The organism is Serratia sp. H1w (assembly GCF_000633355.1).
Classification (GTDB): domain Bacteria; phylum Pseudomonadota; class Gammaproteobacteria; order Enterobacterales; family Enterobacteriaceae; genus Chania.
In genome coordinates this window covers 1-22,402 of the sequence record NZ_AYMQ01000041.1, presented here as the reverse complement: position 1 = coordinate 22,402, position 22,402 = coordinate 1, and the positions used below count along the sequence as shown (strand labels likewise).

The following is a 22,402-nucleotide window of genomic DNA, read 5'->3' as shown; positions in this document are numbered from 1 at the left end:
TTTAGCCGAGGAAAGCAATACCGAAACGTAAGATACCATGGTGGTGACTGCGTCAGGGATTGAACAAACCCTACGCAGTGCACCCGCCAGCATTTCCGTGATCACCGCCGAGCAGTTACGCTCGAACGTCGCTAAATCCGCCACCGACCTGGCCGACGTGCTTAGCCGGATCACCGGCGTGGCCAAAGCCAATAGTAATGACGTCGGCTCAGGGATTGAGATCCGTGGCATGCCTGCGGCCTACACGCTGCTACTGGTTGATGGCAAACGCATCAGCGCCAGCAACGGCATCAAAACCACACAGCAAAACTATTTTGATGACATTAACTGGATCCCGATCGAGTCGATTGAACGCATCGAGATCGTACGTGGCCCAATGTCCTCGCTATATGGTTCGGATGCGATGGGCGGGGTGGTTAACATCATCACCAAGAAAAACACCAAAAAATGGAACGGCTCGCTGACGTTGGGCACCAACCAACCGCAGGACTCGGATGCCGGTGATACCAATACCTATACCGGTTATCTGGCAGGCCCGCTGGGGAATGGTTTCTCCTTACGGATGAATGGCTCCTGGGATAAACGCGATGCCGATGTCAGTTCCGCCGCCGATTTCGATAAAAATGGCAATGCCATTAATGGTCTGCGCTGGGGCCGGGGCAGAGAAGGCAAAGAACGCTACAGCTACGGTGCCGATCTGGATTGGGACATCACCGACACCCAACGCGTCAGCGTCGGCTATATGGGTGGCAGAGAAAAGGGCATTGAGGGCCGCGTCAACTACGAAGGGAACTCTTATATCGTGCCGCTGCGTGGGATCACCGATCTTGAGCGTAAAAACTATTCTTTTGATTACCAAGGCATCTTCGAGCTGGGCACGGCGAAATTTTCTGCCTATCAAAACAAGTACGAGAACACCAGTAACAACATTCCAGTCATCAGCAATGACGCCATTCTCGGTAGCCGTAGCGGCAAGCTGTGGAGCAAGGATACCGTGGTGCAGGGCGACTTCAACTTCCCGTTTGAACTGTGGCTGGAGCAAAACGCCACGCTCGGTATGGATTGGAAAAAGGAAGAGTTGAGCAATCCGTCATCGATGGGATCGAAAACCGGTACCGATACTCTGGGGCAAAGTTACGGTCAGATGAAAAGCCTGGGCTTCTTTATTGAAGACCAACTGACCTTGACCGACGAGCTGGCGCTAACCCTTGGCCTGCGCCGCGACGTGACCGATTATGGTAACGCCACCACGCCGCGAGCGTTCCTGGTGTATCAGCCTTACGATCACTGGACCTTCAAAGGGGGCTATTCCGAAGGGTTCAAGGTGCCAACGGTGCGCCAATCCAGCCTGGCCTTTATTGAAACGTCGAAAGGCACCGCCTGCCAGATGTACGGTGACTATCAGGGCAAAACCACGCCAGCACGGGAGAATATTGTCGACTGCTATACGCGCGGTAACGAGAGCCTGAAGCCGGAGAAATCCAAAAGCTGGGAGATCGGTGCGACTTACGAGAACCAGCAATGGTTGGCCGGGTTGACCTTCTTTGATACTCGATTCAAAGATAAAATTTCTTCGGCACCGCTAGGCTATCTGTATGGCCAAACCGGTGAAAATATCAATGATATCTACTGGTTGCAGCGCGTCAACCTGGACTCGGCCCGTACCCAAGGCCTTGAGGCGACGCTGAATATTCCAATTGTCGATGATTTCCAAAACCCTTGGCTCAGCGGCCTGTATCTGCGTAACAATATTACCCGCATGATCAAGGCCGAAGACTCCGCCGGCAATCTGCTGACCAACACCTCAAAATGGGCCAGCTACTCTTCGCTGGACTGGGATATTGATCAGCAGACTACCGCTTCGCTTAGCGCGCAGTATTACGGACAGGTTTTAGGTGGGTGTGAAGAAGTAGGTCGCAATACGGGGGCAGCTCGCGTTTGTAGCGGCTATACCATTTGGGGGCTGAATGCGGCTTATAAAGCGACCAAGAACATCAAGCTAAACGCGGGGATCGACAACCTGTTCGATAAGAACCCGATGGATGTCACCAGCTCAGGCAATTACAGCTCGACCAACGGAAACAACTTCTATATTCCGGGCAGAGCTTTTTATGGCAACGTGACTTTGTCATTCTAAGGTCAACGGCTACGGGGTTCCCCGTAGCCGTTATCAATTAACGTTTACTGTGTTGGATGATCTCTTCGGCCACGTTACGTGGGGCTTCGGAGTAGTGGCTGAATTCCATAGTATAGGTGGCCCGGCCTTGCGACATGGAACGCAGGGTGGTGGAATAACCAAACATCTCAGACAACGGCACCTTGGCATGGATCACTTTGCCGCCACCGCCGGGGATGTCTTCCATTCCTTGTACCATTCCGCGCCGTGATGACAGATCGCCCATCACGTTACCGGCGTAATCCTCCGGTGTTTCGACTTCGACTGCCATGATGGGCTCCAGAATTGCCGGGCTGGCCAGGCGACAGGCTTCTCTAAAACCAAAGATGGCCGCCATGCGGAACGCCTGTTCGGAGGAGTCCACATCGTGGTAGGAACCAAAGGTCAGATGCACTTTGACATCGACCATCTGATACCCCGCCAGCACGCCATTATTCAACGCCTCCAGCACGCCTTTTTTCACCGCCGGAATATATTCACCGGGGATCACGCCGCCTTTGATCTCGTCAAAGAATTCAAAACCTTTACCCGGTTCATTGGGTTCCACCGTCAGCACCACGTGGCCATATTGGCCTTTACCGCCAGACTGGCGCACAAATTTCCCTTCAACGTCGGTCACTTTCTGGCGGATGGTTTCGCGGTAAGAAACCTGCGGTTTACCGGTATTGGTTTCGACGCCAAACTCGCGCCGCATACGGTCGACAATGATTTCCAGGTGCAATTCGCCCATGCCATAGATGATGGTCTGGCCGGAGTCTTCATCGGTGCGCACACGCAGCGACGGATCTTCCGAAGTCAGGCGTTGCAGCGCAATCCCCATTTTCTCCTGGTCGGCCTTGGTTTTGGGCTCGATGGCCTGCGCAATCACCGGCTCCGGAAACACCATGCGTTCCAAGGTGATGATAGCGCTAGGTTCACACAGAGTATCGCCCGTGGTCACATCCTTCAGACCGACGCAGGCGGCTATATCCCCGGCGTGCAGTTCATCGACTTCCTTACGATCGTTGGCGTGCATCTGCACGATACGGCCAATACGCTCTTTTTTGCCCTTCACCGGGTTATAGACGCTATCGCCCTTGGCCACGATGCCGGAATAGACGCGTATAAAGGTCAACTGGCCCACAAACGGGTCGGTCATCAGCTTGAACGCCAGCGCCGAGAACTTTTCATTATCATCGGCCTTGCGGGTGATGATGTTATCGCGCTCATCATGGCCTTCCATTGGCGGCACATCTAGCGGAGAGGGCATCAGTTCGATCACCGCGTCCAGCATGCGCTGGATGCCTTTGTTGCGGAATGCCGAGCCGCACAGCATGGGCTGTATCTCACCGGTAACGGTACGGGCACGCAGCCCCTGGACGATTTCCTCATTGGTCAATTCAACCTGATTGAGGTATTTATCCATCAGCGCTTCGGAGCCTTCCGCCGCCGCTTCAATCATCTTGTCACGCCATGCTTTGGCAGACTCGATCATGTCAGCCGGGATTGCCTCGAAACGATAGGTCATCCCCTGGGTGGCTTCATCCCAAAAGATGGCCTGCATGCGGATCAGATCCACCACGCCGGCAAAATGGTCTTCTGCGCCGATGGGGATCACCACTGGCACCGGGTTAGCTTTCAGGCGCTCGATCATCATGTTACGCACGCGGAAAAAATCCGCGCCGGTGCGGTCCATTTTGTTGACGAAGGCCAGCCGGGGCACCTTGTATTTATTCGCCTGACGCCACACGGTTTCGGACTGCGGTTGCACGCCGCCGACCGAGTCATACACCATCACCGCGCCGTCCAGCACGCGCATTGAACGCTCCACCTCGATGGTGAAATCGACGTGCCCGGGGGTATCGATGATATTGATCCGGTGCTGAGGATAATTATGCTCCATGCCGTTCCAGAAGCAGGTCGTTGCGGCGGAGGTAATGGTGATCCCGCGCTCCTGTTCCTGCGCCATCCAGTCCATGGTAGCGGCGCCGTCATGGACTTCGCCCAGCTTGTGACTGACCCCGGTGTAAAACAGAATCAGCTCGGTCGTCGTGGTTTTGCCGGCATCAATGTGCGCCGAGATGCCGATATTGCGGTAGCGTTCGATGGGGGTAGTACGTGCCATAATCAACCTTTCTTAGCCTTGTGGCGTACGGCTTTAACAGTTTAAATAATGATGATATCCCTCAATGGGTTATCGGCCAGGCCAGCAACGACCGCGTCATGTGGCCTTAGAGTAATCGTAGTCGATAGTATTGATTTTATTAACCTATGACTGTGATAGGTCGCATGAAAATAAAACATTTTAAATCATAAGGTTAAAAGTGACAGGTCACTATAAGTCACTATTCGGTCATAATTAACCTACACGAATACCCATTTATCGCTGCGTTCATCATGGTACTTGGCCGTCATTTCTGCGGATTTATGGCCAAGTAAATGCTGAGAGAATTCCTCGCCATTTTCTTTTTTGTGCAGCCTTGCGGACAAACTGCGCAGTTCATGAAAAGAAGGCGGGGAGGTTTTCCACTCAAGCCCAGAAGCGCGCCTGCTGTCTTTGAATGCTGTAGAGATCGTCTTTGCTGCTAAAGTATCGCCAGATTGGCCAGCGATGATGTTAGAACAATCAGCGTAATGCAGCTTACAACGCGCAAGGGTATCACTAAGGCTCAACTGGGCCCCTGTGAGCTTAATGTCTGTTGAGATCGATACATGCGCCCCGGTTTTTTCCTGAACAATCCACATCCTGCCATCGTGTACATCCTCCCATTTTAATCTGCTTACATCCCCCAACCGCTGACCTGTCAGTAATGCCAGCTCCATGCTTAATCCAACCCATGCAGGCATGCTGTTTGCCGCTGCACGGATCTTGAAATATTCCTCAACGCTAAGGCGTTCGCGTTGCACCGGCGTTCTTGGGGTGCGCGTAGCGTCAACGGGGTTGAACTGAATGTGCCCGTCGGCAACCGCCTCTTTAAAAATATCGTTAAGCGTTGAACGTAATAATTTTGCACGTGTGTTTTTCCCCTGACTCACGTAATCGTTAAGAAACACAGCAATGTCTTTGGTGGTTAACGTATCGATCTCTGCATCGGCGATCCCTGTCCGGATTGCGCTAACACGGTTCAAGTAGTCGTCCAGTGATGTTTTTTTAAGATCACGGGCCTTAATAATCCCCTCGTATCTTTCAAGCCAAGCGTGGAACATAACGCACGCACTACCGTTTATCCGGTCTACCAGGCTGATCGATGTTTCCATAAGCTGTAAATTTGCTTCGATAGCTTGATTGATGGCGTCGCGCTTAATCCGACCTAGCCCAAATTCTTTTCCCGTCCGTGGGTCACGGTAGCTGTAGTAGCCATCATTACGGACGTATAAGTTTGGGGGTAGATCGCGCCGGGCGCGGCTTCGCATTCTTGCCATCACGGATCCTGTCCAGCAGTTGTTTTGTTGACTGTTTGGGTAGGTTATTTGGGTTTATTTTTATGGCCCGGTCATCAAAAAGGTATTCCCGGCCATCAAGTTCTGGAGCTGGATAAATTTTTCCTGCCCGAACCCAGCGACGAACAGTTTCCACGCTCTTAGGGCGTGGTTGGCGATCGTTCCATTCTTTGAGAGTGATTTTTGCCATTGGTCATACCTCAACGATATAACCGGCCAGCAGGGTACCGCGCTGACCGGGATATTTTTGATTTTTGTAAATCAGTTTTCAGGTCGATATACATCGCCGCAAAACAATACGGCGTGTGGCCTACGAAACTGGATTGCTTCTTTCACCTGCTCGCATTCAGCTTTGGTCGAGAACACCTTTTCGGATACTGGTAGCGCGTCGCATGCATCGTGGCCGCACGGGCTGACCAGCAGGACAAAGCCAATGAGCGTCAGCATGCCGCCTCCTGCGCTGGCGACAGATCATCGATCGCCTGTTGATAGCGTTGAACCTCATCAGCGCTAAGAAAGCGCTCGGAGCGATGAAGCAGTGCGCCCAGCTCGGCACGCTCCTCGTTCGTTGTGCCGCCGTTCTTGCCAGCCGTATCGATCGACGCACCCAGGGCTGCAATCGCGTTCAGACGGTGGTGCTGCCTCACGATTTTGTTTTTCAGCTCGGTGTAGAGAGTGATCCCCAACTGTGCTTTCAATTCTTCAACTGATGCGCGAAGGTCAGTCGCCTGTGCCGGGGTGGTGATCTTGTCGATGCAGCCGCGAATATCCTCAGCAATTTTTTCAGGCGCTGAATTTTCAGTGATAGGCTCAGGCGTCTTATCTGCCGACTCAATCAACTGTCCGGCGGTTACGCGTGTGTCCGGGGTGACGTCTTTTTCTTTCTGCCAGATCATCTCCTGCCCGCGTTCGAGCATTTCCATCATCTCGGAGTTGTTCGGCAAACGGCGGCAGAGGCGGTGCATCACGGATTTTCGCGCCATTGACTCATACCAATCGACCCACGGACCTTTGTCACTGTTTTTGCTGGCAGCGCGGACCTTTTCAATATCATCCAGATTCATCACTTCGAATTGCAGCTCGCCGGATTTCATCTTGGCATAGGCGAACGCGCCAACGAGTTCGCCGCGATCCAGTAGGTTCGGCTCGTAAAAAATGTGCTCGCCATCTTCGTCCATCCAGACGCGGAATTGATCGTTCTTGTACCAGGCACGCGTCGCGATCACCGAGACTTCGCCGGACTGGCGAGCCCGTTTCATCACGCCGTCGACCATCGGCAAGTACTGCGCTTTTGGTATCCATTGGCCTTTAGCGTTTTTCGTCTTGTACACGATCAACGCGGCTTCACGGTTATCAGGGATCAGTCCGTCTTTTGCGCAAGATGAAAGGGCATTAATAACGCTTTGGCGGTCGGCACCCAATAAATCGCTATTGTTGGCTAGTGCCACCGCCGCGGCGGTGGTGAATTTTTCAAAGCTGACATGGCTCGGCAAAATTTCCTTGGCCGGTGCCAGCTCTGCTGCTAAATCTTTCTGAATCAGTGCGAGTTGGTTGGTCATTGGTATGCTCCTTAAGCTATGCGCAGCGCTTCCATGCGGCGCTGGTCAAAGTCGTTAATGTCGTCCACGATTTCTTCGGTGATCGGTGCCGGCCATGTATCTATGTCGAAAGCTTGCTTGATATCGCGCATCACTTTTTTGTATTCCAGTCGTCCCAGCTCCAACAGATCAGGCGAGGCTTCAACGATGGCCACCCAGTGATAGCCTTCGTCCTTGTTCACGAAAATCCAGAAGAACTGATCGAAGGCGGCAACGTCGCAATACATGGCCGCGCTGAGGTGGTAATCGCGATCGATGATTTCCCGGTGCAATTTTGCGCGTAAGAAATCCTGTTTAACGCGGCCCATGCTGGTCGATTTGAGATCCACACCCAGGCGAACACCATCAAGGTCGATCTCAAGGTCAGGGCGAACACGTACCTCGAGGCCGGTGTCTTCATCGATCCCGAAGTAGCTCACCTCAACCGCGCGGCTCTGATGCTGCAGCAGGGGACCAGCAGACGGGTGAGTGAATAGGGCGCGCTGAATGGCTTTCGCCGCCTGCATTTGCTGCTGGGTTACCAGTTGCCGGCCGTCGTCTGAGGACGTCCACGCATCAAGAATTTCGTCAGCGAAAATGGCCTCTGGCAGAATCGTTTTGATCCGGGCAGCCATGTCCTCTTTTGTCCCGCTAACCGGCAGCGGCGCAGGGATGGCTTTTTCCAACGTGGCGAACTCCAGATCAATGGTTGCCAATTGCTCGAGCAATGCATCGCGGCCGCCGCTGGTTTTCAGCATTTCGGGAAGGGTGGCGTTGTACTCTTTGATGCAAGCCTTCATGGCTGTAGCTGTGAATTTCTGCCCCTCGGCGATGCTCTGGAATGCCTCAGGCAGCAGGGTGTAAATCCGGCCGATTTCATCCGCATTACCGCCCAGGGCATACGGTACCTGCAGCGTGGCGTTGTGCTTCTCGATCATTGCCCGAAGTGTGTCGGCGTCGGCCTGTTTTGGCAGTGCTGCGTTGTGTTTGTCGATAAACGCGCGCATTGATGCAACGCCAGTGAAGGCCCCCTCAGGAATGATTGGTTCGATGTTGAAATCGTTGACCAGTTTTTCCGGCTCCAGCGCCATCGTGTGGACGAGCGAGCCAAAAGTCAGGGCATCGCTACGTTCACGGGCAATGGACTTGATGACGTGGCGGCCATGGAAGTACATCAGGCTGATCCGTGCATCCTTCACCTGGGTGCTGCTGATGCCATTCGCCGCGTGGTAAACGTCGTTCGGGATATCGTGGTACCGGCCTGATTCGAAATATGCAGGCGTAGTGGCGACCCGTTCTTCCTGTGCGGCTGGCGTGTGTTCACCTGACGAATCGACCGTTTCACCTGACAAATCGGCCGATTTGGTTGACGGATCCAGGAATTCCCGAACATCCTTGGTTGTCAGATCCTCATTTTTCCGCAAATCGGCTGGGGCTGAGTTATCTACACTGGCTAGCGGTGATGCCGCGAACAATTCTGATACATCAAACTTACTGCCGCCCATGGCGCGTAATTCGCCAGCCGGCTGCTGCTGGGCGACTTTCGGTTTTTCTCCTAAATTTGAGGCATCAGGCCGCGCCAGTTCAGTGTTTTTATGCTGGCTAGCGACACCTGCCTGTTCCAACGTTTGACGCGCTTCTTTCAGATAGAACTCAACGCGTTCATCGATAAGTTGGCAGCGCTCGTCTTTTTCATGGATCCAGCCTTCAAGCACATCGCAAGTGAGGTGATAGATATCGTCCTGGGCCAACTGCTTAAAGGGATCACAAGGCTCTATCTCTTTGGCTAGCAGTCTGGCGAGGTATACGTGATTAAAATCGCCAGCTTTTGTGAGAAGCTCCTCGACATCATCCGTACTCATCACTGACGTTTTACCGTCAAGCGCAGTCATGATTTCGCGCCGCAGCCACGCACTGCGCGTTGTTGGTTCGAGATCCTTAATGGCGTTCACTTCTTCTTTTTCGCCGTCATTTGCGGCATCACTTGCTGTTAGTTCGCCCGCCAACGGCGTGCTGCCAACACTTGCTGCTGTGTCTACCAGCGTTTCTTTCGCAAGCTGTTCATCAGCCAGTGAGCCTGCCTCGCCCTGCGGCAGCGATTGGGTTTGATCATCGGTTTTTACCTGCGCTGTTTTGTCGTCAATCTCAATCAGGTTCGCATTGATATAGCCGCGTAGTGGGCCGGGTGTCAGGTGAAGTTTTTCTGGCGCATTACGGATAAGCGTGCCAATGGCCTCTCGGGAAAAGTCCAGAATGCCGGGAGTTTCGGATAACTGTCCATACCATGCTAATGGAGACTTTTCTTTGCGCGCTTTCATCTCTTTTACTGCATTAACAATGCCGATTGGCGGCCTGCTGATATCAAAATCGGATGGGTAGTGCGCAAGGTAGGTGACTGTTTCAAGTTCGCTAAAGGACGCTATTGGCGTGCCGTAGACTGGATCCTTGCCTGTGCCGGCCAGTGCGCCGGATGACGTGCGCGGCAAGTCTTCTTTTTGTTGGCTGCCAGCTGCGTTACCGCCGGTCTGCCACTTGGAAATGACAGACTGGCGATCCTCTACCTTTACATTCAGGTATTCGGTAGCGAACTGACTAATTTTGCCCAGTTCTGGTGCTTTCCCGAACGGTGGCCATACAGCCTTAATTCCGGCAATGGCTACTATTGGCATTTCTGGATATACGTAATCAAACTGCTTGAGGCTTGATAGTGCCATGATGACGTTCTGCGGGTATCGCTGAGAATCGTCCATCACAAGAGTCTTTGCAGCTCTTAACTGCTCATCATTCAACTGCAGGCAGTCGCGGCCGAGCTGCCAGGCTGCAGCAATGACAGTATGCTTATCAAGGTTTGTCGCGTGATACTTGGCCTCTTCCTTGGCTGGCGGCTCTGGTATTTTTGCCGGTGTATCTGCGTCGGCCTTGATCATGTAAGGGTAAAGCTTAGGAAACGCGATAGTGGGATCAAGCGTGGCGCGTGGGACGCATGTTTTACCTGTTTCACCTTCAAGAGCCCATTCAAGCCAAAAGGTTTCGCTGAATTCACCATCACCTGGCAGTCCGTCAACAACGGGGAAGTCGATACGAACGGCAGCGAAGTAATCATTTTTTACGAGCTTTGCCTTCATGATCAGATAGCTGAGAATTGTTTCAGCATCGTCACCATCTTCCACGACAAATTGAACATAAGCGTGCGGCTTACCTGATTTTTGCTTCGCACGTAAAAGATAGCTGGCAACATTTTGCATTATGCAGTTCTCCTGAAATTAGGTAGAATCCCAACCGATCGATGATCTGCTTCGGTTGGTCATTGGTTTATGCTCCGGTTGCTGGGGGTGGTTCCCCGGTAACCCGTCACCGGGACGTTAAGCCGGTAGACTGGCCCGCCTTGTGCGGGCCTTTTTACTTTTTAGTCGTCATAACTGCGGTTGCAGTGAGGGCAGAAGCAAATCAGTTTGCTGCCTGCCTCTTGAACTGAAATGCCAGTAGGACGCGGGGACGCAGTTTGTTGCTGATAAATGTCCCGCTTGCAGCGATAACAAATTCCGTCAAGTGGCGCGAAATGCGGATAGTTTTTTTCTTTGCAATATTTGGCCTGCGATTCGCGCGCGACTGGCGGGGAGAATACTTTTTCCATTATTAAATTCTCGTGTTGGTTGGTATTGAAATGCGCCCCGTGAATTTACGCCCCCAGATAGGAAACGCAGGACGCATTTCAATAGCTTCAAAAAAGCCCCGCCAACGGCAGCGGGGAAGACTACACACAGCAATCAGTGAATGGATACCACGTTGATGCTTACTGAACGGGCAACCTCTTTAGGCGTAATGAGGTTGATTTCCACCGAAAGGGGGATACGTTCAAAGCGGCGGATAACAGCTTCGATAGCACATACATCGCAATGCTCATAGCCAATGTCTTTGCCATTGTGGGTGATAGCGAAAGGCTGTTGGTTTTGATGTTCGTTTTCCGGCAGCGCGATATAACCAGCAGTTTCGCCGTTAGAAAATACTTTGGCGATATTGTTGCTGACCTGCTCTAATTTAAAAATAACTGTCTTGCTCATTGGTCATACTCCGGTTTTAGGTAATGGGGATCCATAACTTAATTAATAAACTGAATTAAAAACAATTAGGTCGCCGGTTACGTTTCCGGCGTCGTATTACCTACATCTGCGCGCGGGAATATACGACCGTTCCCTGGTGTTGCTTTTTTGCCGGTCTTTCCCGGCGGTCCGTAAGCGCATTAGCAAGGTCAAGAACCAATCGCTTACTGCCAGTGTTCACCACCGCTGGCTGGGCTTGGTACTCAGTGAGTGCCTGCCGGCTCAAATTCCGGTGGGATCCCTGGTGATTCAAATGGTGCTTTGATCGCCCGAAGGTTGCCGGTAGGCTCGAACCGATAGACGCTGCGTACGTAGTCAAATGATACATCCCATGGCGCGCCTGTGCGTTTATGACGCAGGGTTACCGCTTTTCCGCTATTAGGAACGATGTTATTCATTAGATTATGTCTCGATTATTACGCCCTAATAAGGCTATCAATTTAATTTGGCGATTGATTAAAGGCCGTGTTTGATATCACCTGCAGATAAAGAACTAAACATACAGCGAGTGGCTCCAGGGATACTCTTGAATGCAACAGTGCGACCCCATTGGAACCGGCCGTAGAATTCGGCACGTTGATTAAGTCCTGATACAACCTTGACCAAAACTGTATTTTTCACTGGGCCCATGCGGAGGTTAATTTCGAACGCTTCGGCGTGCGCCTCATCGGCATCAAGAACGCGAGTAAGCGCTGCATTTAATTCGCGAGTCTGCTGCTCAACGGTGTGCGGGGCGAAAGGGTTAGGCTCACAGTAATCGTCCAACTGCGCGGCGCAACGTTCCAGATCTGCAATGAGTTGTGCTTTTCGGGTGTAACCAGTGGTCGGAAAATCAAATACACCTGTGAACCCGGCTTGTTTTACACACTCATTCCAGTTGGTGATGATTGATGCAATGGTACGTTTTGCCGTATTGGCGGCTTCGCTACGTGCGGTTCTTGCCAGAACAATTGCATTTTGCTTAGTAGTCATCGTGTAACCCTCTGCTGCCTGGTTGAACATTGGTTTATGCTCGCTGTCTCTCCAGCCGTCCCCGGTCTTTCCCGGTGTCAGAACATTTCCTGAGCACTGCGGTGCTTTTGATGTGTTCAATTAAATATTATATTTACATATTGGTCAATATTTTATTTACATGGTTCGTGCGGACGAAAAAAAACCGCCATTAAGGCGGTTGTAACTCATTGATTTATTTGCTTACTGCTCTCTAAGCTTTTTTAGTTCTTCAAACATATCATCGTAAAAAATAGCCTGCTTTTTGACGTTTTCTAAGAGTTCTTGTTTCGATTTTTTTGTAAGCTTATGAAAATAGTACAAAAGTTCTTTGTCATCATCATTAAGGTTTGAGGGGGCACCAAGAGAATTGCCAGAATCCAAGTAGTTGAAGGGAAGGCTGTAATCTACCTCTATCCTCCTGGCTGTTTTATCAGTAAAAGCCACTTGCCCATTAACAAGGTCTGCAAAGAAAGAGGCTTCATGCTCAGGAAATCCATCCTTAAACCAATCGGCTAGTCGCTTGCCACGATGTGCATTTAGCTCGTGCAACTCAGGGCTACCTTCAAGCAGCCAGTCGACAGATACGCCGGTAACTGAAGAGATTTTCTTGGCAGAAGCTTTTCCGATCTCACCCCTATTGAACCAGCCGTTAACAGCCTGGGGGCTAACTCCGGCTATACGTGCCAGATCTGCTTTATTCAGATCTTTCATCTGCATAAGGAGAGACATACGCTCTTCGAATGCTGTTAGTGAGTTAGTTTTTTTCTCTTTCATATCATAAGTATAAACAATTTATTTAACGCATGAAATAAATAAAATATTGACACGAAGTATAAATAAATTATTTAATCAACTTTGTCGTAAATGATGAGGTTCAAAAATGACAGCGCTAGATCAAGTAATTAAGAAACTCAATAACGCTTCTTGTTTGGCTAGGGCTCTGGAAGTAAGCCCAATGACAGTTAGCCACTGGAGGCATCGGGATAAGGGAAGGGTTCCAGAAGGCTACCTGATAAAGATTTTCAATCTTACGGGTATAACCCCGCACGAATTGCGCCCAGACATACATCCCAATCCGACATCAGGTATACCTCAGAAACTGGAGAGTTAGCCATGTCATTTGCAAATGCTATCAGGGCGAGTGGCCAGCGCCTGAGTTCAGAAAATCAATCTTCCATGCGGCGCCGTGCCAGCGTCAAACCCGAGGCGGTGCGGCTGGCCGTCGAGGATTGGCAGAGCACGCTGCCGGGCCGGGCACAGGAAACTATCGCAAAGTTGATCACCGATGAATGGTTTCGACGTGACGGAAAAGGCCTCCAATTGGGGGATTCTGACCGTAACAACAGACAGAACATTTTCCGCTGGTTGGATAACCCGCACCGTACTGAGAAGTACGCCGGTTACGTCCTGCAGCTGGCGCCGGTAATTGCCGACGTGATGCCGATAGAGATAGCCAGAAAATACGGATTGAAGCAGGGGAAAACCAAGTTTGAACTGGTGGCCGACGCCATCAAAGAATGCGCGGATGCCAAACAGGCGGCATTACTCGGAGCACCGTTGCGTGAACTGGAGAAAGAAATCCGCGAGGGCATTGAATCGCTGGTAAGGCTGGCACCGCCGGATCGGTGGGCTGCAGTTATGGCCAGCGCTGCCGCAGTATTCAGCGGCTGTTTTTAACGATCGGAGCATAAACCAATGGCTAATTTTTCAAGAGAATTTCAAGAGAACAAGTTGAAGCGCAGATCCGCGATCAACTGGTAAGTAATGGATTTTCTGTTGAAGTCGCGCGTTCTGCTGCAGTCCACGGCGCCAATCATTACCTGGCATACCCAAATGCGACCATCGCCAGCAGCCTTGCGGTCGCAAAGACGTACGCAAAGCCGCTAAAGCGGGTGAAGGGCAAGCCAGACCGTCCGCATGTACCAGGGCGTCGCATGGGGCGTCGGTGATTAGAGGAGGCCAGTACCAAAGTACTGGCAAAAAGGGCTTTGTTGAAGTTTTAGGATTTCTTGGTTTGAGCGTGCTGATACGCCTTGCTGAGGGCGTCAATCAACTCAGGTATGTCATTGGCGTCGATGGTGATCTCCTGATAGAGGCCGAGCTGCGGGTCAGTGATGTTGGGGCAATCATCGAGGCTAATAACAACCCGGTCTTGATCGGACTCGTACCTAACTGCAATTTCAGGTCTGTGGGGGATAGCTATAAAACTGGTCATATTATCTCCAAAAAACATGCAATTGATTGAAATTAAAATATCACTTGAGATTTTCGTTAGCAATCCAAGTGGGGAGTATGTTGATGGCTAATTCATGGTTGCGGCTCTGGCACGACATGCCGAATGACCCCAAATGGCGAACTATAGCCAGATTGTCGGGGCAGCCTGTGGCACTAGTACAGGCGACATATTTGCACCTGTTAGTCAGCGCATCACAGAGTGTCACGCGAGGTCACGCAGATGTCACGCACGAAGATTTAGCAAGTGCGCTCGACGTGACTGAGCGTGATATTGGGCAGATTTTAGAAGCTATGCAAGGCAGAGTTTTGGACGGGAAAGATCTCACTGGTTGGAAGAAACGGCAGGTTAAACGTGAAGACTCTGGCAACCCTGAAACCGGCGCCAAGTCTGCCGCAGAACGTAAAAATGCTCAGCGTGAACGGCAGCGACTAGCCAAGGAGAAAGAAGCCCGTCACAACGCGTCACGCAATGTCACACCAGATAAAGATAAAGATAAAGATAAAGATCTAAAAGATAAAACCCCACACAACGCGCATGTGCGCGAGGGAGATTTATTACCTGATGATCGACCGTTCCCCATGTTTCAAAACTGGCGACCGGTAATCACTCAATGCCCGGAAGTACCGCCGGATATTTTCGCCGCTGCTTTAGCTGATTTTGTCGTGTACTGGCAAGCCGAACGAAGCGAACTGCAGCAGTCGCAATGGGAGCAAAAATTCGAGCGTTCTCTTGCTCAATTCTTGCAGCAAAACACCAACAAGCAATCACGAGGTTCAAATGCAAATGTACAAACCACCGATCCATTACAACAAGTTCGGGCCGCCCGGAATGCCGAACGTGCCAGATGTGGCCTGGAGCCTTTGGGAGACGATGGCGAAGATTTATTCCCAACGGTGGCTCAGGAAGAACGGCACCACACCCTCGACGGCCTGGGTTCAGATGATTTCAAAGCTCTCGAATAGCCAACTGAGTGCAGCAACAGCGCGCTGTATCGAGCGTTGCAACGCTGGTCACCATTGGCCGCCTGACCTTGCCGAGTTCGTGGCAATCGTCGGTGAGACCACGCCAAGCATTTTGGGTTTCAGTGCTGCTGACGTTGTGGATGAATACTGGCGATGGCGCAACGGGGCTTGGCGGTACAACAGTTCCGAAGATTTCAATTGGAAAAGCGACGTGTTTTATCACATTTGCATTGAAATGCGTCGCCAGGGTGTGGGCCGAAAACTTTCTGAGGTCGAGCTGAAAAACTTGGCTGTTCGCCAGTTGGAAAAATGGGCCAAGAAAGTTGAGCAGGGGTATTCAATCCCTCCCGTTCGCCGGGCTGAAACAAAAGGGCCACCGCCCCCAGGTTATTCCCAACAGGCCGATCCCGATGGCCGATACCGTCAGCGCGGGGATGAAATGTTGGCCAGGATACGTTCAAGCGTCAAAGACAAGAAATAAGCCGGAGCATAAACCAATGACCAAAAAAACCAGAATTACAACTAGGCAATTCGTCGATCTGATCCTGGGTAAGGAACTGAGCACCAGCGAAATTTACGAGCTGGCACACCAGGTTTATCCAGATGGTGACCTCTCTCGCGTGTCAATCCTCACTCGACTGAGAAATATGGTTCGATCCCCTCATGCTGAAATTGTTGTCAAAAGCCAGGGGAACAAGGCTCGATACATGTTGATCAGTGCCAGCGAAAAATTTATGGCGCGAGGGGAGATCAATTATCGCGCTTACTCCCAACCCACCGTGGCCAATGAAACGCTGTGGCACTTTAACCCAGTTGAACTGCGGTTTTGCCATTTGCACAAAATGTTCGATCAGGCGCTGGCCGCTGTGCGGGGTAACGCATGATGGAAACGATCATCGATGCACTAAAAGCGATGGGTAAAGCCTCATCCATAGAAATCGCTGCGCGGTTGGGTATGGAACGCCAGGAAGTTATTGATCAGCTCTGGGAACTCAAAGAGGCCGAGGTGGTAAAGAAAGATGGCCATTGCTGGGAGCTGGTGACCGGGAATGCCTCAGGACATGTGGGGAAAAGCGAAGCTAAGCCAGTGAGCATCAAAGCTGAGGATCTGATCAATATCATCGCAGAAAAGGGGCCAATGACGGCAGAGGAGCTCGCTGCCGTTGCTGGTGTTACTGCTCGTCGCGTTGCATCTTCCTTGGCAATGGCCACCAGTCGCGGGAAGGTGGTGCGCAATTCAGCCAACGGTAAATTCCGTTACATGGTGCCCGGCGTTGAAGCGACACCCACAAAGGCTGAACCTGAAAAAATTGTAGCACCGGCCCCCTCGGCAAAAACTGGGGATGTTCCAACGCCGTCAGCTGTTTTCCCCGCAACGCCAGCTGCACAGCGAACGCCAGCAGTTGAATCAAATACTGAGACGCTGGTTCTTCCAACGATCACCCATCTGCGCGAACGCATTAAGCAACAGAAAGCCGGTGCACGGCACGATGAGCAATTACTCAAACACCTGACCCGGGTTCATCGTTTGCTGGAGGTTACCAATGACTGAGTTTTGGGAACTGATAAAAGAACCTGGTGGCGTTATTTGGGCTATCGCAGCCATCGTTATCGTATGGGTTTTATGCATCATTTTTGATTGCTTTGTTAGCGACGAGCTTCCTACTGCAGACGCTCAAATACTCGAAGCGAAAGTCCGTGGGATAGAGATGGCGTTACAAGTAATTTCGGATTGTCGAAACAACATCTGCCCCGGTGGCTTATCCGAAAATCGGCAGTATGAAGAATCGATAGTTCAGCCGCATTTAGACGGTATTGCTGACGAGTTGGAAAACCTGATAGTCGAGCTGCGGGAGGCCCAGGTATGAGTGAACTCAATTATGACCCATCCGACCCGGACAAAATGAAGCTTCCTACGGGCAAAACCTGTGGGGACTGCGCGCACATACGCCGTTGCAAAGCGATTTTCGGTCACGTCGAAACGGACACGTATTGCGATTGGTCGCCATCGAGCGCGGTATTCAGCGAGGCCCATCATGAAGAGTGAGATCAAAAAATGGATGGCACGAAACCCATGGAAAATGATGTGCATCGCCAGCGCCACGTTTTGGATATTGCTGATCACAATGGTGGTAGTGCTATGGACGAAATAATCCTTAAAAACGCCATTAATCGGATCATCGAACTGGAAACCATGCTGCTGATCCCGGTTGAAAATACAGTTTGGCCTAAAGAGGTCGAGATGGTGATCACCCAAATCGACAGCGCGGAAAACTTGCCGGAGTGCCATCAAAAACGGCTCCGCCATCATATCAATCGCATGTGGTTAGAAGGGATCCCTATGCCCACTGTTACTTCCGTTGCCAAAGTGCTGGCTGATACCTTGGGGCAATACCAATGAGAGAAATTATTGTTGATAACTTTGCCGGCGGTGGTGGTGCGTCAACGGGTATCGAGTTGGCCACCGGCCGCAGCGTTGATATTGCCATTAATCACGACCCACATGCGATCGCTATGCACGAAACCAATCATCCGGACACGTTGCATTACTGTGAATCCGTATTCGATATCGATCCGGTGGTTGCCACAGCTGGCAAGCCTGTGGGCTTGGCATGGTTTAGTCCCGACTGCAGGCATTTTTCTAAAGCGAAGGGCGGCGCACCGGTTAAAAAAGAAATCAGGGGGCTGGCCTGGATTAAAATCAGATGGATCTTGAAGGTTCGCCCGCGGGTTACCGCAATGGAGAACGTGGAGGAATTTAAAACGTGGGGGCCGCTCGTTACAGACCAGAACGGCAATGACTACCCATGCCCAGATCGTGTTGGGGAAACTTTTCTCGGGTTTATAGCAATGCTGACCACCGGCATTGATGCAGATCACCCTGCGTTGGCTGAGTGCTGCGAAATTTTGGGTATAGCAGAGGGCAGTGACGAACACCATCGCCTGATAGCTGGACTGGGCTATGCGGTTGAGTACCGTGAGTTGAGAGCTTGTGACTATGGTGCTCCAACCATCCGTAAGCGCTTTTTCATGATGGCCCGCTGTGATGGTAATCCAATAGTTTGGCCCGAACCCACCCACGGGGATCCAAAATCTAAAGAGGTTAAGAGCGGAAAACTCAAACCCTGGCGTACAGCTGCCGAAATTATCGATTGGTCACTTCCAACCAAAAGCATTTTTGGCAGAAAGAAGGATCTGGCAGATAACACTCTGCGCCGCATCGTTAAAGGCTTGCAACGGTTCGTTATAAATAATCCAGATCCGTATATTGTTCAAATTGGGCAAACCGGTTTCGGCGGTGATGGCCGGCAGTATTCAACAGAGCAGCCATTAACGACGATCACTAGCAAAGCAGAACACCTGTTGATCGAACCGTATGTGGTTAAAAGCAACCACACATCAAGCCGGACCAAATACCAATGTTTCCGGGGACAATCCGCACGTGAGCCATTGCAGACGATAACTCAGACACTCGGTTCAGGGATTGCCGCACCGGTTGTAGTACGTCAGTTTGGAAACAGCACTGGCCAACTGGTTGATACCCCGGTGGGAACGGTCATGCCTGGTGGTGGCGGGAAAACCCAAATAGCCGCGGCTGTTCTTATCGGTACCGGTGGCAATGAAGGGCAAATGCGCCCCAAGTCTGTCAAAACCCCATACCAGACCATTACGAGCGTTTCACGAGTGAACGCGGTGAGCGCTGTATTGGTTGGGGCAGGCGGACCGAAATACTCAGGTAAACCGCGTGCTGTTGAGGCACCGATGATCACCTTACCAACAACATCCCATACCGCACTGACATCTGTACATTTAATGGTTAACACCACCGGGCATCCAGGCGGAAAAGCTGAAGAACCATTACGTACAGTAACCACCGGTGGGCACCATGCTTTAGTAGCTACCAACATAGTGAAGCACTACGGCGGTAACTATACCGGCGCAGGCCTGGGTGTGAATGAACCATTGCATACGGTTACCCAAGTTGACCACCACGGGCTTTGTACATCGCATTTGGTACACCTGCGCGGGACGTGCAAAGACGGAAGGCCAATTACAGATCCGGTACCGACGATAACCGCCAGTGGCCAGCATAACGGGCACGTCCAAGCTTTCTTAACCAAATACTATGGCACAGCGACAGCTGTCGACGTTGCGGCACCAGTGCATTCAGTCACCACAAAAGACCGTATGGCAATCAATGAAGCGCACTGTGGCCAGGAACCACTGACGGATGAACAGCGTTATGGGGCGTGGTGGTGCGCCCGGTTACTGGAGAAATTCAGCGACGAGCCAGACGATAGCCACTTATTTCCCGCAGAACGCCCCGGCTACATCCGTGTCGGTGATTACATCATCGTTGATATCTGCATGCGGATGCTGGCGCCGAGAGAGTTGTATAGAGCCCAGGGGTTCCCTGACTGGTACATCATCGAACGAGATTATCGTGGGAAAAAATACTCGAAAGAGGCGCAAGTGGCCAGATGCGGCAACGCGGTACCGCCGCCGTTCGCTGAGGCGCTTGTCCGCGCCAACTTGCCAGAAATGTGTATTGCCATAGAGGAGCAGGCAGCATGATCGAACATCAACAACAACCAACCTTCAACACATGCATGTCAGCTTGCATTGCAATGGTCGCGTCAAAGCCGGTGGATGAAGTTGTCGACCTTTGGCATGAAAAATTCCAGTCAAAGGGAGAGTGGCTCGACGATGCATTAGATCACTACGGTATTCCATACTTTTATGGACATCCGAAACAAGGAACTCTGCGTAATGGATTTATTTATTTTCTATCTGTTGCATCCTTGAATATTGTCGGGGGTTTACATCAGATTATTGCTGTTTTGGTTGAAGGTGAAGAGCCTGTTTTCCTCGACCCGGTTATGGGCCGCCCAGAAAGCAAATACTACGTTTTTGGTGAGCCCAAGACGAACAACGAGGTGGCAATCATTTCTTGGACTGTAGATCTTGCTGTGCCTTTAGCAAGGAATAAGTAAACCTTAATTAATATTCACACGCCTATGAGCTACATGAGAAGGTAGATGAACAATGAAGAATACAATTCAAGATTTGATGAACCATCAATTCGCCATGCTGGAAACTGTTACGGATCCGAATATCAAAGGTGAGGTTTTACAGGAGGAGCTGGCTAGGGCGAAAGCGGTAGTAGAGATTTGCGGCACCATGGTGAATACCTACCGGATAGCACTGGATGCGCAGAAAGCTGTTTATGATGGTTACGCTGGGCGCGTTCCTGAGGTTATGGGGATTGAGAAATGAGCAAAACATATCCACAAGAGCAAATATTATTTCTCGAAGCACATTGTCAGGGTATGACATGTCGAGAAATAACAGAGATTTTTAATCATAGGTTTGGCACAAACAAAAGTCTTGGTTCGATTAGGGAGATTCTGCGCGGTCGCGGAATGGATAAACATCTAACAAAAGAACCTAGCTATACGGATGAACAGTTAACATTTCTATTTGTGAACAAAGATAATACTTACCCAGTTCTTACAGAGATGTTTAATAATCGCTTCGCAACCAATAAAACTGTAGACGCTGTTAGATGTTTCATGCGAGGGAAAGGGTGGGGGAAATATCGACTTTCTGGTCGAGGGGATTACCAAAAAGTTTATATCAAAGGTAAGCCTATACGGTTGGATATCTATGTTTGGGAGTGTGTGAACGGACCACTCAAACCGGGTTATACAGTAATTCATTTTGATAACGACAAGAACAACAACCAGATCGCCAACCTGATGACTGCTCCGTCACATACAAAAGCGATGTTCGTTTTATCTGGTGGTGGTGATGCTCCCAAGGCCCTTGCTCCAGCGCTATATGCCAAGGTCATGTTACAGAGTGCTATCCGGAAAATTGAGAAAGGATCCAGACAATGAGCAACAACGAGGCACTTAGCCAGCCTGTGGCATACGATTACAACTATGCTGGTGTGCAAACATGTGAAGGTTTTGGTCTCTGGCGCAATGAGTTAAGCCGTGAGCGCCCGCCTGAGTGGATGATTGACAGCGGTAAGGTTAAAGATATTGAGCTGCTCTACTCGCAAGAGTACGTCACAGCACTGCAATCTGCGTTAAAGCTTGAGCAAGAGCAATCAGCATACTACGAGCGGCATATGTGGCATTTCCACGGCCTTGCTGAATCTGAGACTAAACGCGCAGAGGCAGCAGAGCAACGGCTGGAACTAGTTCGCGAGCAGCGTGATAACGAGCTTCGCACAAACTCAGAGCTGGAGCGGCGACTACAGCAGCCAGCGCTTGCTGATGTCATGACCGAACGACAGCGGCAGATCAACGCTGAGGGATGGACACCGGAGCATGATGACGAACACGAGAATAACGAAATGGCTTTTGCGGCAGCTTGTTATGCCCTTTACGCCGGTAATCCGTATCCCGGACAAGGGTACACACCTCCGGAATGGCCGTGGGATGCAAAATTTTGGAGGCCATCAACGGAGCGCCGCGATTTAATTAAGGCTGGTGCACTCATTCTGGCAGAGATTGAACGCTTAGACCGTGAATCGGCAAAGGCCACAAGCAGTGTTGAGCCGCGATCCGGTGTGGAGAATAATTGATTGTGCTATAGTGCTGCCGGGTGCTTGAGACTTTCTGTCTTAGGCATACACGAGGCAGAAAGAGAAAAGCCCCGAGTCGATATTAATCAACCCGAGGCCCTCTTATGCGTGACAACATAAAGGTAGCCTCTTACATGCCGAAAGGCAAGGAGAAGAAGGCTATGGAGCCACAAAAACTAGCGCTGATGGCGCTAATCGTTGTCAGTATTGCCCTATTAGGGGCGTTGCTGCTCAACAAAAACAACCTCTGTGATGTTAGCTTCCGAAGCGGCGGAATGGAGATTGTGGCTCACATGGCTTACGAAACCAAGTAAGAGCTACGGCGGGGAGTAATCCCCGCCAC

At 51.1% G+C, this 22,402-nt stretch carries 27 protein-coding genes; 17 read left to right on the top strand and 10 right to left on the bottom strand.

Annotated elements, in window-relative coordinates:
- The first annotated feature begins 37 nt into the window (after nucleotides 1-37).
- Nucleotides 38-2,137: a TonB-dependent receptor domain-containing protein gene (locus U869_RS29265; protein ID WP_051588630.1), complete on the top strand. Its 2,100-nt coding sequence runs from the start codon at nucleotides 38-40 to the stop codon at nucleotides 2,135-2,137.
- Nucleotides 2,138-2,174: 37 nt separating this feature from the next.
- Here the strand turns inward: U869_RS29265 and fusA are convergent, their stop codons facing one another.
- From fusA to U869_RS29960, 10 genes are all read right to left on the bottom strand, one after another.
- Nucleotides 2,175-4,280, bottom strand: coding sequence for an elongation factor G (gene fusA / locus U869_RS0107520; protein ID WP_025118841.1), 2,106 nt, complete (start codon nucleotides 4,278-4,280; stop codon nucleotides 2,175-2,177).
- A 239-nt stretch (nucleotides 4,281-4,519) separates the two neighbouring features.
- Nucleotides 4,520-5,578 carry a tyrosine-type recombinase/integrase gene (locus tag U869_RS0107515; RefSeq protein ID WP_025118840.1) on the bottom strand — a complete coding sequence of 353 codons (1,059 nt, stop codon included), beginning with the start codon at nucleotides 5,576-5,578 and terminating at the stop codon, nucleotides 4,520-4,522.
- Nucleotides 5,520-5,786: an excisionase gene (locus U869_RS30530; RefSeq protein WP_071998213.1), complete on the bottom strand. Its 267-nt coding sequence runs from the start codon at nucleotides 5,784-5,786 to the stop codon at nucleotides 5,520-5,522. The genes U869_RS0107515 and U869_RS30530 overlap by 59 nt, the downstream gene beginning before the upstream one ends.
- 71 nt (nucleotides 5,787-5,857) lie before the next feature.
- A complete protein-coding gene (locus tag U869_RS0107505; protein ID WP_025118839.1) occupies nucleotides 5,858-6,043 on the bottom strand; it encodes a hypothetical protein in 186 nt (61 codons plus the stop codon).
- Nucleotides 6,037-7,155 (bottom strand): recombinase RecT, encoded by a 1,119-nt coding sequence (locus U869_RS0107500; RefSeq protein WP_025118838.1) that lies wholly within the window; start codon nucleotides 7,153-7,155, stop codon nucleotides 6,037-6,039. Before U869_RS0107500 ends, U869_RS0107505 begins: the two co-directional genes overlap by 7 nt.
- A gap of 11 nt (nucleotides 7,156-7,166) precedes the next feature.
- On the bottom strand, nucleotides 7,167-10,418 hold the full coding sequence (locus U869_RS29965) for a RecE family exodeoxyribonuclease (protein WP_025118837.1): 3,252 nt from the start codon (nucleotides 10,416-10,418) through the stop codon (nucleotides 7,167-7,169).
- A 161-nt stretch (nucleotides 10,419-10,579) separates the two neighbouring features.
- Nucleotides 10,580-10,807 carry a hypothetical protein gene (locus U869_RS0107490; RefSeq protein ID WP_025118836.1) on the bottom strand — a complete coding sequence of 76 codons (228 nt, stop codon included), beginning with the start codon at nucleotides 10,805-10,807 and terminating at the stop codon, nucleotides 10,580-10,582.
- Between the two features lie 133 nt (nucleotides 10,808-10,940).
- Nucleotides 10,941-11,234 carry a hypothetical protein gene (locus U869_RS0107485; protein ID WP_025118835.1) on the bottom strand — a complete coding sequence of 98 codons (294 nt, stop codon included), beginning with the start codon at nucleotides 11,232-11,234 and terminating at the stop codon, nucleotides 10,941-10,943.
- Between the two features lie 495 nt (nucleotides 11,235-11,729).
- Nucleotides 11,730-12,245 (bottom strand): hypothetical protein, encoded by a 516-nt coding sequence (locus U869_RS0107475; protein ID WP_157834724.1) that lies wholly within the window; start codon nucleotides 12,243-12,245, stop codon nucleotides 11,730-11,732.
- Nucleotides 12,246-12,467: 222 nt separating this feature from the next.
- A complete protein-coding gene (locus tag U869_RS29960) occupies nucleotides 12,468-13,040 on the bottom strand; it encodes a helix-turn-helix domain-containing protein (RefSeq protein WP_025118833.1) in 573 nt (190 codons plus the stop codon).
- Nucleotides 13,041-13,146: 106 nt separating this feature from the next.
- Between U869_RS29960 and U869_RS30520 the strand changes: the two genes are divergently transcribed.
- The 16 genes from U869_RS30520 (at nucleotide 13,147) to U869_RS0107395 (ending at nucleotide 22,373) form a co-directional block, all read left to right on the top strand.
- Nucleotides 13,147-13,377 (top strand): YdaS family helix-turn-helix protein, encoded by a 231-nt coding sequence (locus U869_RS30520; RefSeq protein ID WP_071998211.1) that lies wholly within the window; start codon nucleotides 13,147-13,149, stop codon nucleotides 13,375-13,377.
- Nucleotides 13,378-13,379: 2 nt separating this feature from the next.
- The gene (locus U869_RS0107465; protein WP_025118832.1) at nucleotides 13,380-13,943 is read left to right on the top strand and encodes a toxin YdaT family protein; all 564 of its coding nucleotides are present in this window, start codon (nucleotides 13,380-13,382) and stop codon (nucleotides 13,941-13,943) included.
- Nucleotides 13,944-14,211: 268 nt separating this feature from the next.
- On the top strand, nucleotides 14,212-14,511 hold the full coding sequence (locus tag U869_RS32170) for a hypothetical protein (protein WP_157834723.1): 300 nt from the start codon (nucleotides 14,212-14,214) through the stop codon (nucleotides 14,509-14,511).
- 53 nt (nucleotides 14,512-14,564) lie between these two features.
- On the top strand, nucleotides 14,565-15,464 hold the full coding sequence (locus U869_RS32165) for a DnaT-like ssDNA-binding domain-containing protein (RefSeq protein ID WP_025118830.1): 900 nt from the start codon (nucleotides 14,565-14,567) through the stop codon (nucleotides 15,462-15,464).
- Nucleotides 15,442-15,945, top strand: a complete 504-nt coding sequence (locus U869_RS29260; RefSeq protein ID WP_025118829.1) for a replication protein P — start codon at nucleotides 15,442-15,444, stop codon at nucleotides 15,943-15,945. Before U869_RS32165 ends, U869_RS29260 begins: the two co-directional genes overlap by 23 nt.
- A 16-nt stretch (nucleotides 15,946-15,961) precedes the next feature.
- Complete coding sequence (locus U869_RS0107440; RefSeq protein WP_025118828.1) at nucleotides 15,962-16,348, top strand: hypothetical protein; 387 nt, start codon at nucleotides 15,962-15,964, stop codon at nucleotides 16,346-16,348.
- Entirely contained in the window at nucleotides 16,345-17,016 is a 672-nt protein-coding gene (locus U869_RS29955; protein ID WP_051590096.1) for a DUF1627 domain-containing protein, read from the top strand. The genes U869_RS0107440 and U869_RS29955 overlap by 4 nt, the downstream gene beginning before the upstream one ends.
- Nucleotides 17,009-17,332 (top strand): hypothetical protein, encoded by a 324-nt coding sequence (locus U869_RS0107430; protein WP_025118826.1) that lies wholly within the window; start codon nucleotides 17,009-17,011, stop codon nucleotides 17,330-17,332. Before U869_RS29955 ends, U869_RS0107430 begins: the two co-directional genes overlap by 8 nt.
- On the top strand, nucleotides 17,329-17,511 hold the full coding sequence (locus U869_RS32510; RefSeq protein WP_071998210.1) for a hypothetical protein: 183 nt from the start codon (nucleotides 17,329-17,331) through the stop codon (nucleotides 17,509-17,511). Before U869_RS0107430 ends, U869_RS32510 begins: the two co-directional genes overlap by 4 nt.
- Nucleotides 17,512-17,538: 27 nt before the next feature.
- Nucleotides 17,539-17,865: a hypothetical protein gene (locus tag U869_RS0107425; RefSeq protein ID WP_369795611.1), complete on the top strand. Its 327-nt coding sequence runs from the start codon at nucleotides 17,539-17,541 to the stop codon at nucleotides 17,863-17,865.
- Entirely contained in the window at nucleotides 17,862-20,039 is a 2,178-nt protein-coding gene (locus U869_RS0107420; RefSeq protein ID WP_025118824.1) for a DNA cytosine methyltransferase, read from the top strand. Before U869_RS0107425 ends, U869_RS0107420 begins: the two co-directional genes overlap by 4 nt.
- Nucleotides 20,036-20,458 carry a hypothetical protein gene (locus tag U869_RS0107415; RefSeq protein ID WP_025118823.1) on the top strand — a complete coding sequence of 141 codons (423 nt, stop codon included), beginning with the start codon at nucleotides 20,036-20,038 and terminating at the stop codon, nucleotides 20,456-20,458. Before U869_RS0107420 ends, U869_RS0107415 begins: the two co-directional genes overlap by 4 nt.
- A 52-nt stretch (nucleotides 20,459-20,510) precedes the next feature.
- Nucleotides 20,511-20,741, top strand: a complete 231-nt coding sequence (locus tag U869_RS0107410; protein WP_025118822.1) for a hypothetical protein — start codon at nucleotides 20,511-20,513, stop codon at nucleotides 20,739-20,741.
- Complete coding sequence (locus tag U869_RS0107405) at nucleotides 20,738-21,364, top strand: HNH endonuclease (protein ID WP_025118821.1); 627 nt, start codon at nucleotides 20,738-20,740, stop codon at nucleotides 21,362-21,364. Before U869_RS0107410 ends, U869_RS0107405 begins: the two co-directional genes overlap by 4 nt.
- Nucleotides 21,361-22,059: a hypothetical protein gene (locus U869_RS29950; RefSeq protein ID WP_025118820.1), complete on the top strand. Its 699-nt coding sequence runs from the start codon at nucleotides 21,361-21,363 to the stop codon at nucleotides 22,057-22,059. Before U869_RS0107405 ends, U869_RS29950 begins: the two co-directional genes overlap by 4 nt.
- A gap of 134 nt (nucleotides 22,060-22,193) precedes the next feature.
- Entirely contained in the window at nucleotides 22,194-22,373 is a 180-nt protein-coding gene (locus U869_RS0107395; protein ID WP_232785337.1) for a Hok/Gef family protein, read from the top strand.
- The last annotated feature ends 29 nt before the right edge of the window (nucleotides 22,374-22,402 follow it).